Consider the following 12,027-nt stretch of genomic DNA (forward strand, 5'->3'; position numbering starts at 1 on the left):
GCCGTGGTGGCGGCCCGCGCCGCCACCACGGCCGGTCGGAGGCTCCGGCCAGCGAGCCGTACGTCAGCGCAGCTCGTCGGGGAGCAGCCCGAAGACCAGGTCGTCGAGCCGGGTGCCGGCCAGTCCCGGCAGCCGGCCGCGCAGCAGGCCCTCCCGGCGGAATCCCACCCGCTCCAGCACCCCGTGCGAGGCCACGTTGTCGGGCACGGTGCCGGCGACCAGCCGGGCGAGCCCGGCCGGGCCGAACGCCCAACCGGCCAGGAGCCGCAGCGCCCTGGTGGCCAGCCCGCGCCCACGCGAGTCGGGCAGGAGCGCGTAGCCGACCGACCCCTCGCCGGCCTCCGGGTCGGAGAGGCTGAGCCCGCAGCTGCCCGCCGGCTCGCCGGTGGCCGCGTCGAGGATCAGCAGGCGGGCGATGGTGCCGGTGAGCCACCCGCTCTCGGCCGTCCGGCAGCGCCGCTCCATGGCCGCCCGGGCCGGCGGCACCGGCGGGGCCTGGTTCGCCACCACTTCCGGCCGGGTGTGCAGGCGGTACATCACGTCGACGTCGTCCGGGCCGAGCCGGCGCAGGGTGACCACGCCGTCGGTGAGCCGGCCGTCGGGCAGGTCCGGCAGGAGCCGGGGGGCCGGGCCGGGCGGGTCGTCGGCGAGGCGGGTCCACGCGAGCAGGTCCGACCTGCCGCCGCCGCGCAGCTGGCCCGCGGCCCGGCGTACGCCCTCGTGGCGGAAACCGGCGGCGAGCGCCACCCGCTGGCTGGCCGGGTTCTCGGCGTGGGTCAGCAGCTCCAGCCGGTCGAAACCGTGCCGCAGCGCGGAGTCGGCCAGGGCCCGCGCCGCCGCGGTGGCGACCCCGCGCCGCCGCGCCCACGGCGCCACCCAGTAGCCCACCTCCACCTGCCGGCGCTGCCCCACGACCTGGCCGAGGCCCGCGCCGCCGACCAGCCGGTCGGTGGCCGGGTCGGCGACGGCGTACGCGGCCCCGCCGGTGGCCCAGGCCGCCGGGGCGCCCTCGGTGATCCACCAGCGGGCGTCGGCCTCGGTGTACGGCTGCGGCATGCCGGGGTTGAACCGCAGGTTGACCGGGTCGCCGCAGCCGGCGGCGAGGTCGGCCTCGTCGGCGGGGCGGAACTGCCGCAGCCGCACCCCGTCGGCCTCGATCGCCTCCGGTGTCACGCCAGGTCCCCGGCGAGCAGCGCGCCGACCCAGGCGTCCACCCGCTCGTCGCGGTGGGTGAGCCCGCCCCGGGCGGTGCCCTCGATGACGAAGCCGGCCTTCTCGGCGACCCGGCGCGAGGCGGTGTTCCCGACGTTGGCCCGCCACTCGACGCGGGCCAGCCCCAGCGTGGTGAAGCCCCAGGTGGCGAGGGCGGTCAGGGCGGCCGGCATGAAGCCCCGGCCCCGGCTCGCCGGCGCGGTCAGGAAGCCGACGTCGGCCAGCAGCGGATCGGCGGGGGAGAGCCGCAGGTCGATCGAGCCGACGAAGCGGTCGTCGGCGTCGGCGACCACGAAGCAGGCGCTGGTGCCGCCCGCCCAGGCGTCGCGCGAGTAGGTCAGGTAGGACTCGGCGTCGGCCGGCTCGTACGGGTCGGGCACGGTGGTCCACCGGATGGTTTCGGGGTCCCGGCAGGTCTGCACGATCGCCTCGAAGTCGCGCTCCTCCATGGGGCGCAGCCGCAGCTCGGTGGCGCCGGTGGTGGCGAAGAGGACCGGTTGCGCCGCGCCGAAGGCGGCGGCGCGGCGGGCCTCCAGGGTGCCCGGTCCGGCCGGCCCGGTCGCCCGGGGTTCGGGCACCTCGCCGGGGAGCAGCGAGCCGACCCAGCCCTGCGCGCCGCCGCCCGGGGCGGGGTCGGCGAGCCGCAGCCGGCCCTCCACGCGGAAGCCCGCCCGGAGCGCGACCAGGCGGGACGCGTGGTTGCCCACCTCGGCCTGCCAGATCAGCCGGCGCAGCCGCAGCGAGTCGAAGGCCCACCGGGCCACGGCCCGGGTGGCCCGGACGCTGACGCCCGCGCCCCGGGCCCAGGGCGCGGTCCAGTAGCCGACCTCGCCCGAGCGCAGCACGGTGTCGATCGAGACCAGCCCGCAGGAGCCGACCAGCTCGCCGGTCGCGGCGTCGCAGACCGCGAACGGCGCCCCGGTGCCGGCCGCCCAGTCCGCCGGGGCCACCTCGGTCACGAACGCCTGCGCGTGTTCGGGCCGGTACGGGCGCGGTACGGTGGTCCAGCGCTGGATGTCCGGGTCCTGGCAGGCCCGGTGCACGGCGTCGGCGTCGGTCGCCCGCCAGGGCCGCAGCAGCAGGCCGTCCTCGGTGATCTCCACAGGTTCCACCCGAGCCATCGTGCCGGACCGTTCGCGGACGGCGTAACCGGATTACCGGGGGGCGGTCCCGAGTGCGGCGTGTTATGTCGGTTTCGCCGACTCGGAGGGCCGCCACCAGTGACCATTGCGCCGTCGGAGCGCCTACGATGGTTCGAGACTGTCTAGGGGAGCGTTGATCCGTGTCGATTCTGGAAAAGGTCCTCCGCGCGGGCGAGGGCCGTATGGTGCGCCGGCTCAAGGCCATCGCCGCCGCCGTCAACTCGATCGAGGACGACTACGTCAACCTCACGGACGACGAGCTGCGCGGCATGACCGACCAGTTCAAGGAGCGGCTCGCCGATGGCGAGACCCTCGACGACCTGCTGCCGGAGGCCTTCGCGGTGTGCCGGGAGGCGGCCGCCCGGGTGCTCGGCCAGCGGCCGTACGACGTCCAGGTGATGGGCGGCGCGGCGCTGCACTTCGGCAACATCGCCGAGATGAAGACCGGTGAGGGCAAGACGCTGACCTCGGTCATGCCGGTCTACCTCAACGCGCTCTCCGGCGACGGCGTGCACGTCATCACGGTCAACGACTACCTGGCACAGCGCGACGCCGCCTGGATGGGCCGGGTGCACGAGTTCCTGGGGCTCACCGTCGGCGTGGTGCTGCCCAACCGGCCGGCCACCGAGCACCGGGCGGCCTACGAGTGCGACATCACCTACGGCACCAACAACGAGTTCGGCTTCGACTACCTGCGCGACAACATGGCGTGGTCGAAGGAGGAGCTGGTCCAGCGCGGCCACAACTTCGCCGTGGTCGACGAGGTCGACTCGATCCTCATCGACGAGGCCCGCACCCCGCTGATCATCTCCGGCCCGGCCGAGCACTCCGCCCGCTGGTACGGCGAGTTCGCGGGCGTGGTGGCCCGGCTCCAGCCCGGCAAGGACGGCGAGGGCGACTACGAGGTCGACTACGCCAAGCGCACCATCGCGGTCACCGAGCGCGGCGTGGCCAAGGTCGAGGACCGGCTGGGCATCGACAATCTCTACGAGTCGGTCAACACCCCGCTGGTGGGCTACCTCAACAACGCCATCAAGGCCAAGGAGCTCTACAAGCGCGACAAGGACTACATCGTCAGCGACGGCGAGGTCCTGATCGTCGACGAGTTCACCGGCCGCATCCTGCACGGCCGCCGCTACAACGAGGGCATGCACCAGGCGATCGAGGCCAAGGAGGGGGTGGAGATCAAGCAGGAGAACCAGACCCTGGCCACCATCACCCTCCAGAACTACTTCCGGCTCTACGAGAAGCTCTCGGGCATGACCGGTACCGCCCAGACCGAGGCGGGCGAGTTCAACAAGGTCTACAAGGTCGGCGTGGTGACCATCCCGACCCACCGGCCGATGGTCCGGCAGGACCGGCCCGACGTCATCTACAAGACCGAGAAGGCCAAGTTCAACGCCGTGGTGGAGGACATCGCCGAGCGGCACACCCTGGGGCAGCCGGTGCTCGTCGGCACCGTCTCGGTGGAGAATTCGGAGATCATCTCCCAGCTGCTGCGTCGTCGCGGCATCCCGCACTCCGTGCTGAACGCGAAGTTCCACGCCCGCGAGGCCGAGATCGTCGCCCAGGCCGGCCGCAAGGGCGCGGTCACCGTCGCCACCAACATGGCCGGCCGTGGCACGGACATCCTGCTCGGCGGCAACGCCGAGTTCCTCGCCGCCAACGAGCTGCGCCAGCGTGGCCTCGACCCGCTGGAGCACGAGGAGGAGTACGCCAAGGCGATGGAGGAGGTCCTGCCCAAGTGGAAGCAGGCCTGCGACGCCGAGGCGGAGGAGGTGGCCGACGCCGGTGGCCTCTACGTGCTGGGCACCGAGCGGCACGAGTCCCGCCGGATCGACAACCAGCTGCGCGGCCGGTCGGGCCGCCAGGGTGACCCGGGCGAGTCCCGCTTCTACCTCTCGCTCCAGGACGAGCTGATGAAGCGCTTCCGTTCCGGCGCGGTCGAGGCGGTCATGGACCGTTTCAACATCCCGGAGGATGTGCCCATCGAGTCGAAGATGGTCACCAAGCAGATCAAGAGCGCCCAGGCCCAGATCGAGGGCCAGAACGCCGAGATCCGCAAGAACGTCCTCAAGTACGACGAGGTCATGAACAAGCAGCGCCAGGTGATCTACGCCGAGCGCCTGCGGGTGCTCAACGGCGAGGACCTCTCCGACCAGGTCCGCAACATGATCGACGACGTCGTCGAGGCGTACGTGCGGGGGGCCACCTCCGACGGCTACGGCGAGGACTGGGACCTCGAGCAGCTCTGGACCAACCTCAAGCAGCTCTACCCGGTGGGCGTGACGATCGAGGAGCTGGAGGAGGAGGTTGGCGGCTCCCGGGCCGGCATGGACGCGGACTTCCTGCTCTCCCGCCTCAAGGAGGACGCGCACGCCGCCTACGGCCGGCGCGAGGAACAGCTCGGCGAGGAGGGCACCCGCCAGCTCGAACGGATGGTCCTGCTCCAGGTCATCGACCGCAAGTGGCGCGAGCACCTCTACGAGATGGACTACCTCCAGGAGGGCATCAGCCTGCGGGCGTACGCCCAGCGCGACCCGGTGGTGGAATACCAGCGCGAGGGCTTCGACATGTTCGCCACCATGATGGATGGCATCAAGGAGGAGACGGTCGGCTTCCTCTACAACCTGGAGGTCCAGGTCAACGAGCCGGAGCCGGAGCCCGAGGAGGTCCAGCTGCTCGACAAGCCCGTCGAGATCCGGGCCAAGGGTCTGGGCCGGGCACCGCAGCAGCAGGGCCTTCAGTACTCCGCGCCGACCATCGACGGCGAGGCCGGCGCCGGTGCGGTGGCCGTCGAGCGCGTCGAGGAGCAGGCACCGGCGCTCGGTATCGGCCGCCCGGCACCGGCCGCTCCCGCCTCGCCCGGCACGACCGCCCCGTCGGCGCCTCAGCGCCCGGCGAGCGGCCTGCGCGGGCCGGGCGTGCCGGCCGCCAGTTCCCGCCGGCCGGCGCCGGGGCAGGCGGAGGCCGGCAACGGCCCGTCCCGCAACGCGCCGTGCCCGTGCGGGTCCGGCCGGAAGTACAAGCGCTGCCACGGCGCTCCCAACGGTGGCGCGTGATCAGCAGCTGAGCGGGCGTACGCCCGTCCGGACGGTCGAGCCGCGGTCCTCGGGACCGCGGCTCGACCGCGTTCACAGCACCCGCAGGGCGGTGCAGAGCCAGGCGCCGCGGCGGTGTTCGAGGCGCAGCGCCATCGCCCAGCTGTGCCCCGCGGGGCCGGCGAGCACCGCGGCCGCCTCGACCACGGCGCTGCGTGGCTCGCAGACCCGCAGCCGGCGCAGCCGGACCGTGGGCCGGGTCGACCGGCGACGCACCGGGCCGGACCGGGCGGTGGCGCGGGCGAGCTCGGGCAGCAGCCCCGCCGCGCGGGCCGGGTCGAGCAGCGGCCGGAGCTGCCCGGGCGGGCGGTAGCCGTTGAGCACCTCGACGCAGGTGCAGACGAAGCGGTGGGCGGCCCGGGTCGCCTCGGCGGTGGCGCTCACCAGCGCGCCCGGGGGCAGTGGGTCGGCGGGTCGGCGGCCGGGCCCCGCCGGGGTCGGCGAGATCCGCGCCCGGCGGCCGGGCGGCCGGTCGGGATCGCGCCGGGCCGGCTCGGACAGGTCGAGGGCGAGTTGGACGTGCGCCGGGGCGGGCCAGTGGGCGACGTCGTCGTCCGCGAACGGCGGCTCGCACGAGGGGGCGGGGCGTAACCGGACGGGAGGGCGCGGCGGGCCGGGACGGCGCGGGTCGGTCATCCGGGAGCCTCCGTGATCTTGTGTTTGCCTACGTTTGCGTCCGACTGACTCCATTCTCGGGCATGGCAGAGCGGGCGGTCAATGCCTGTGCGGGGTGGCGCGGTTACTCCGGGTCGCGTTCCGTCAGTGGGTTGCCCCGCACCCACTCGGCGGTCTCGGCGTACTTGCGCTCGATGTACTCCTCCAGCCGCACGCGCTCGACGCGCCACTGGCCACGACCGCCGATCTTGATGGCGGGCAGTTCGCCGCTGCGCACCATGTGGTAGACCTGCGAGTCCGACACGTTCAGCTCGGTGGCCACGTCGGAGAGCAGCAGGAACCTCGGCTCCACGGAAACTCCCGGGGTCGGTGTCGTTTGGCTCAGTTTGCCACCGGCGACCGACACCGCCCAGCCCGCCGGGCGGGCCCGGGGACCGCCGCCCGGCGAGACACACCGGCCGGGAGCTTCCGCCGGGCAGGTGCCGGGTGTATGACGGTCACGGCGTACGGCATGATCTGCGCCGGACCGGCGGAGGGCCGGCGGAGGACCTGAACGGGGGAGAAGACCGGTGACCCAGGAGCTTGTCCGGGTGTACGTGCCCGCGACCGTCCCGATGCTGACCCTCCTGCGCGGCCCGGGGCTGCCCGTGGCCGCCGCCCACGCGGTGACGCCCGCCCTCCGGGAGTGGTACGCCGAGGGCGACGAGGAGGAGCTGGAGTACGTCGCCTTCACGCGCGCCGCCCAGGACGCGTTGCAGCTGCTCCGGGCCGATCCCGACGCGCCGCGTCGCCGGGTGGTCGTCTCCGTGGACCTGCCCGCCGCGAAGGCCGGCCGGGGCGACGGCGAGCTCGGGTCGAGCGCGGTCGACCTGGACGAGCCCGTGCCCGTCGCCGCCGTCGCCGCCATCCACGTGGACGGCGCCGACGCGGTGCGGGACGTGACCGCGGCGGTGGAGGTGGTGACCGAGGCCCTCGCGGGCGACCCGGACGCCCAGTTCACGGTCGACGGCGCCGAGGATCACGAGCTGGAGTGGTACGACGTATCCGAGCTGGACGTCCTGCTCCACGCCGCCGCCTCCTGAGCCGACCGAGCCGCCGCCCCCGACCGCCCCCGGCCGTCGCGCCGCCGGTGGGCGCGGACGACGTCCCCGGTCAGCGGGCGGCCTCGGCCTCGGCCGGCTCGTCGTCGTCGGAGCGGGCCGGCCCCAGGGTGCGGCCGAAGGCGATCATCGCGGTCAGCGCGCCGACGAAGAGCACCCAGATCCCGTTGTCGACCCGCGAGGTGCCCAGCGAGGTCTGCGCGACCGCGTCCGCCTCGCTCAGGGCCCCGGCCAGGTCGAGCAGGGAACGCCCGCCGACCCGGATGATCACCTCGGCGAGGAGCAGGAGGAGACCCGGGCCGGCCCCGGCCAGCAGGTAGGCCGGCCAACGTGGCGCGGGCGTCGCCGCGTCCCGCCGGGCCGCCCGACGCCGGGCCCAGGTCAGGTAGCCGAAGGCCAGCAGCCCGGCCACCAGCCCGGCCAGCAGCGACTCGGTGCGGGAGACCCACTTCGCGGCGCCGAGCAGCGACTCCTGCGTGTCACCGGCGCCGAAGAGCTCGAAGAGCGGGTCGCGGGCCCGGCTGAAGGCCACCACGAAGAGCAGCGTGCCGAGGGCGGCGGCGACCACGGCCCCGACCACGGGCGCGTTGCGGGCGCCGGCGATCGCCCCGCCGATGGTCGCCGCGGCGGCGGTGGTGCCGGCGATCACGTTGGTGGTGGTGTTGTCGGCGTACGTCAGGTTGATCGCGAACGCGGCGGCGAGCGCGACCAGCAGGCCGGTGCCGATCGCGGCCACGAAGCGCAGGGTGACCCGGTCGCTGCCCCGCCGGGCGAGCAGGTCGACGCCGAAGAGGGCGAACGCGGCGCCAGCGACCAGCGCGGCCGAGATCACCCCCGGCAGCGCGAACGCGGAGAGGCTGATCGCGGTGATCCCGGCGGCGGACGAGTTGATCACCTCACGGGTGGACCAGAGCATCGCGACCAGCCAGCCGAGGGCCAGGAGCGCGAGCACCGGTGTGCCGGGCGCGACCGCGGGGAGCGGGCCGTGCGTCGCGTCGGCCGGGCCGTCCGCCCCGGCGGCGGCGTCCGTCGGCCCATCGGGACCGGTGCCGGTCGCGTCGGCGGCCGGGGCCGGCCGGTCCGACTCCGCGGGGGCGGAGCTGCCGGGCTGCTTGGTCATCGTCTTCCCTCCGACGGACGCCCGGCCCCGTACGGTGGCCGGCAGTTCACCGGCCACCCAGCGTACGCGCCCGCGACCGCGCCCCCGACCACCCGCGTCCCCGGCCGGTGACCAGGGGCGCGGCACCTCGGTCTCGCCGCCCTCCTGCGGCGGGTGCGGCGCCGGCGGGCGCGGTGGCGTGCGGAGGGGGCGGCGCGGGCCGTGGAAGAATCGGGGGAGGTCCCGCCGCCGAGACCGGTCAACCCGGCACGGCGTCCGGCCCCGGTCGCCCGGCCGGTGCCCGCGGGTCCGATTTCGCCACCGCTGTCGAGATCGCCAGGAGCGCTGATGGACGCCGTGTTCTCCGTACCCGAGCCGCGTAACGAGCCGGTGCGCAACTACGAGCCGGGCAGTGCCGACCGGGAACGGCTCCAGCGGCGGCTGACCGAGCTGGCCGCCGACCGGATCGACCTGCCGATGACCATCGCCGGTGAGCAGCGGATGGCCGGTGGCGAGTCGATCGACGTCGTGCAGCCGCACAGGCACGCGCACGTGCTCGGCGTCACCGCGCACGCCACCCACGACGACGCCCGCGCCGCCGTGAAGGCCGCCAAGGACGCCGCCCCGATGTGGCGGGCCCTGCCGTTCGAGGAGCGGGCCGCGATCTTCCTGCGCGCCGCCGAGCTGCTCGCCGGCCCCTGGCGGGACACGCTGAACGGGGCCACGATGCTCGGCCAGTCGAAGACCGCCATCCAGGCCGAGATCGACTCGGCCTGCGAGTTCGTCGACTTCCTCCGGTTCAACGTGCACTTCGCGCGGCGCCTGCTCGAAGAGCAGCCGATGTCCTCGCCGGGGGTGTGGAACCGCTTCGACCACCGCCCGCTGGAGGGCTTCGTCTACGCGGTCACCCCGTTCAACTTCACGGCCATCGCCGGCAACCTGCCCTCGGCGCCGGCCCTGCTCGGGAACACGGTGGTCTGGAAGCCGGGCCCGACCCAGCAGTTCGCCGCGCACTTCACCATGCGGCTCTTCGAGGCGGCCGGCCTGCCGCCCGGCGTGATCAACATGGTCACCGGGCGCGGCGAGGAGGTCTCCGACGTCGTGCTGGCCGACCCGGACCTGGCCGGCATCCACTTCACCGGCTCCACGAAGGTCTTCCAGCACCTGTGGCGGACCGTCGGCGAGAACATCTCCCGGTACCGGGGCTACCCCCGGCTGGTCGGGGAGACCGGCGGCAAGGACTTCGTCGTCGCGCACACCAGCGCCGACGTCGACGCCCTGCACACCGCCCTGATCCGGGGCGCCTACGAATACCAGGGCCAGAAGTGCTCCGCGGCGTCCCGGGCGTACGTCCCGCGGTCGCTCTGGGAGGGCGGGCTGCGCGACCGGCTGGCGGCCACCGCGGAGTCCCTCAGCTACGGCGACGTCACCGACTTCGGCAACTTCGGCGGCGCCGTGATCGACGCCAAGGCGTTCGACCGGCACTCGGCCGCGCTGGAGCTGATCGCCGGCGACGACGCCTGCCGGGTCCTCGCCGGCGGCACCGCCGACGACTCCGTCGGCTGGTTCGTGCGGCCGACGCTCTTCGAGTGCACCGACGCCGCCCACGAGACGTTCACCACGGAGTACTTCGGGCCGATCCTCGGCGTGCACGTCTTCGACGACGCCCGCTTCGACGACGTCGTCGCCCAGGCCGAGTCGATCGCCCCGTACGCGCTGACCGGCTCGATCTTCGCCACCGACCGCCGGGTGGTCGACGCGGTGGCCGAGAAGATGCGGTACGCCGCCGGCAACTTCTACATCAACGACAAGCCGACCGGCGCGGTGGTCGGGCAGCAGCCCTTCGGTGGCGCCCGGGCCAGCGGCACCAACGACAAGGCCGGCTCCTGGCACAACCTGCTCCGCTGGACGTCACCCCGGACGATCAAGGAGACCTTCGTCGCGCCGACCGACCACGTCTACCCCCACATGGGCTGAGGCGCGTGGGCAGGGCCGTCTCCCGTCGCCCCGTCGGCGGGAGCGGCCCTTCCCACACCCGCAGGGGGGTGGGCGCCGGGGCGCCGCGCCCGGCGGTACCGTGGCCGCTGTGACCCACCCCACCCCCGCGCACGACCCGCACTTCGGCGAGCAGGGTGGCCTGCTCACCTACACCGACTATCTGCGGCTGGCCGACCTGCTGGCCGCGCAGGTGCCCGAGTCCGACCCGGCCTCCCACGACGAGCTGCTCTTCATCACCATCCACCAGGTCTACGAGCTGTGGTTCAAGCTGCTGCTCGCGGAGCTGACCGACGCCCGGGACCGGATGCTCGCCGGCGAGACCTACCTGCCCCGGGTGCGGCTGGAGCGCTGCCACGTCGTGGAGCGGGTGCTCATCGGCCAGGTCGACGTGATCGACACGATGACCCCGCAGGACTTCCTGGCCTTCCGCACCAAGCTCGCCCCGGCCTCGGGCTTCCAGTCCGCCCAGTTCCGGGAGATCGAGTTTCTCTCCGGCCTCAAGGACCCGGACTACCTGCGACGCTTCCGGGGGCTGCCCGACGTCGAGCGGGAGCGGTTGGAGCGGCGGCTGGCCGAGCCGAGCCTCTGGGACGGCTTCCTGGCCGTGCTCGGCCGGGCGGGCTTCGACGTCGCCGAGGATGAGGCGCGCTTCGCGGCCTACGCCACGATCGCCGGGGACCGGGAGCGGTTCGGGCCGCTGTGGGACCTCGCCGAGGCGCTGGTCGCGCACGACCAGGCGTTCTCGCTGTGGCGGGCCCGGCACGTGCTGATGGCCGAGCGGCAGATCGGCACGAAGCCCGGCACCGGTGGCTCGGCCGGCGGGGCATACCTGCGCTCCCGGGTGGAGACCCGGTTCTATCCCGAACTGTGGGAGCTGCGTAGCAGGCTGTGACCTCCCCGGCGGACTGTCTCGCGCCGACAGTGCACTTAGGAACCCGACCGGGTGGCGAAAACGCCAAATCCTGGACGCCGCGTCGGCAAAGTGGCAGCGTGAGGGGCATGGCGGATTCCGGAGTCAACCCCACGGCGGCGGCCCTGCTCGGGCTGCTCCACGAGGGCCCCATGACAGGTGGCCAGTTGATGGCCGCCGCCGAGCGCCGGCTGGCGCCGTACTGGTCGATGACCCGCAGTCAGGTCTACCGCGAGTTGCCGGTGCTGGCCGAGCGGGGCCTGGTCCGGATGGGCAAGCCCGGTCCGCGCTCCAGTCAGCCGTACGCGCTCACCGCGGCGGGAAAACGGACATTTTCCCGCTGGCTCGCGGAGGAGCCGGGGCGGGACACGATCCGCAACCCGATCGCCCTGCGGATCGCCTTCGGCGACCTGCACTCGGCCAGCCAGCTCAAGAACCTCCAGGCCGCGGCCAACGATTACCACACCGAGGCCCTGGCCAAGGTCCGGGAGCAGGTCAAGAACGCGAAGAAGGAGGGCGACGCGTACGACGCCAGCGCGCTGGAGTTCGCCGTCGCCTACCACAAGGCCGCCCTGACCTGGTTGAAGAGCGCCCCGGTCGGCTGATCGCCGGTCCCCTCCGGCTCGTGACTGCGGGGCTCGCGGGTTGACTCCTCGCACGGGCTGCGCCTTTTGGCTCGTGACTGCGGGGCTCGCGGGTTGACTCCTCGCACGGGCTGCGCCTTTTGGCTCGTGACTGCGGGGCTCGCGGGTTGACTCCTCGCACGGGCTGCGCCTTTTGGCTCGTGACTGCGGGGCTCGCGGGTTGACTCCTCGCACGAGCTGCGCCTTTTTGGCTCGTGACTGCGGGG

General features: G+C 73.8%; 10 protein-coding genes. 5 read left to right on the forward strand and 5 right to left on the reverse strand.

The window, feature by feature from the left end:
• Positions 1–63 precede the first annotated feature (63 nt).
• Both V6V16_RS01035 and V6V16_RS01040 read right to left on the reverse strand, forming a co-directional pair.
• Positions 64–1,173, reverse strand: a complete 1,110-nt coding sequence (locus tag V6V16_RS01035) for a GNAT family N-acetyltransferase (protein WP_334558582.1) — start codon at positions 1,171–1,173, stop codon at positions 64–66.
• Positions 1,170–2,333: a GNAT family N-acetyltransferase gene (locus V6V16_RS01040; protein WP_334558584.1), complete on the reverse strand. Its 1,164-nt coding sequence runs from the start codon at positions 2,331–2,333 to the stop codon at positions 1,170–1,172. The genes V6V16_RS01035 and V6V16_RS01040 overlap by 4 nt, the downstream gene beginning before the upstream one ends.
• Positions 2,334–2,494: 161 nt before the next feature.
• Here V6V16_RS01040 and secA point away from each other — a divergent pair, with 161 nt between their 5' ends.
• Positions 2,495–5,416: a preprotein translocase subunit SecA gene (secA, locus tag V6V16_RS01045; RefSeq protein ID WP_334558586.1), complete on the forward strand. Its 2,922-nt coding sequence runs from the start codon at positions 2,495–2,497 to the stop codon at positions 5,414–5,416.
• Positions 5,417–5,488: 72 nt separating this feature from the next.
• Here secA and V6V16_RS01050 read toward each other — a convergent pair whose 3' ends face one another.
• Positions 5,489–6,091 carry an Rv3235 family protein gene (locus tag V6V16_RS01050; protein WP_334558588.1) on the reverse strand — a complete coding sequence of 201 codons (603 nt, stop codon included), beginning with the start codon at positions 6,089–6,091 and terminating at the stop codon, positions 5,489–5,491.
• Positions 6,092–6,194: 103 nt separating this feature from the next.
• Positions 6,195–6,422: a helix-turn-helix domain-containing protein gene (locus V6V16_RS01055; RefSeq protein WP_334558590.1), complete on the reverse strand. Its 228-nt coding sequence runs from the start codon at positions 6,420–6,422 to the stop codon at positions 6,195–6,197.
• Positions 6,423–6,639: 217 nt separating this feature from the next.
• On the opposite strand from V6V16_RS01055, the gene V6V16_RS01060 reads away from it, so the two are divergent.
• Positions 6,640–7,152 carry a DUF6912 family protein gene (locus V6V16_RS01060; protein WP_334558592.1) on the forward strand — a complete coding sequence of 171 codons (513 nt, stop codon included), beginning with the start codon at positions 6,640–6,642 and terminating at the stop codon, positions 7,150–7,152.
• Between the two features lie 70 nt (positions 7,153–7,222).
• On the opposite strand, the gene V6V16_RS01065 is transcribed toward V6V16_RS01060, so the two are convergent.
• Positions 7,223–8,290, reverse strand: a complete 1,068-nt coding sequence (locus tag V6V16_RS01065; protein ID WP_334558593.1) for a hypothetical protein — start codon at positions 8,288–8,290, stop codon at positions 7,223–7,225.
• A gap of 327 nt (positions 8,291–8,617) precedes the next feature.
• Between V6V16_RS01065 and pruA the strand changes: the two genes are divergently transcribed.
• The 3 genes from pruA to V6V16_RS01080 all read left to right on the forward strand — a co-directional run bounded on the left by pruA (position 8,618) and on the right by V6V16_RS01080 (position 11,782).
• On the forward strand, positions 8,618–10,246 hold the full coding sequence (gene pruA, locus V6V16_RS01070; RefSeq protein ID WP_334558594.1) for an L-glutamate gamma-semialdehyde dehydrogenase: 1,629 nt from the start codon (positions 8,618–8,620) through the stop codon (positions 10,244–10,246).
• Between the two features lie 109 nt (positions 10,247–10,355).
• Positions 10,356–11,159 carry a tryptophan 2,3-dioxygenase gene (locus tag V6V16_RS01075; RefSeq protein WP_334558596.1) on the forward strand — a complete coding sequence of 268 codons (804 nt, stop codon included), beginning with the start codon at positions 10,356–10,358 and terminating at the stop codon, positions 11,157–11,159.
• Positions 11,160–11,266: 107 nt separating this feature from the next.
• Positions 11,267–11,782, forward strand: coding sequence for a PadR family transcriptional regulator (locus V6V16_RS01080; RefSeq protein ID WP_334558597.1), 516 nt, complete (start codon positions 11,267–11,269; stop codon positions 11,780–11,782).
• Positions 11,783–12,027 lie beyond the last annotated feature (245 nt).

This window comes from Micromonospora sp. CPCC 205561, from assembly GCF_036906775.1.
In the GTDB taxonomy this organism is placed as follows: Bacteria; Actinomycetota; Actinomycetes; order Mycobacteriales; family Micromonosporaceae; genus Micromonospora.

Bases quoted from the DNA above. Each gene is read 5' to 3' on its own strand.
- V6V16_RS01040 (WP_334558584.1), bottom strand. From the start codon at position 2,333: ATGGCTCGGGTGGAACCTGTGGAGATCACCGAGGACGGCCTGCTGCTG.
- V6V16_RS01050 (WP_334558588.1), bottom strand. From the start codon at position 6,091: ATGACCGACCCGCGCCGTCCCGGCCCGCCGCGCCCTCCCGTCCGGTTA.
- V6V16_RS01065 (WP_334558593.1), bottom strand. From the start codon at position 8,290: ATGACCAAGCAGCCCGGCAGCTCCGCCCCCGCGGAGTCGGACCGGCCG.
- pruA (WP_334558594.1), top strand. From the start codon at position 8,618: ATGGACGCCGTGTTCTCCGTACCCGAGCCGCGTAACGAGCCGGTGCGC.
- V6V16_RS01080 (WP_334558597.1), top strand. From the start codon at position 11,267: ATGGCGGATTCCGGAGTCAACCCCACGGCGGCGGCCCTGCTCGGGCTG.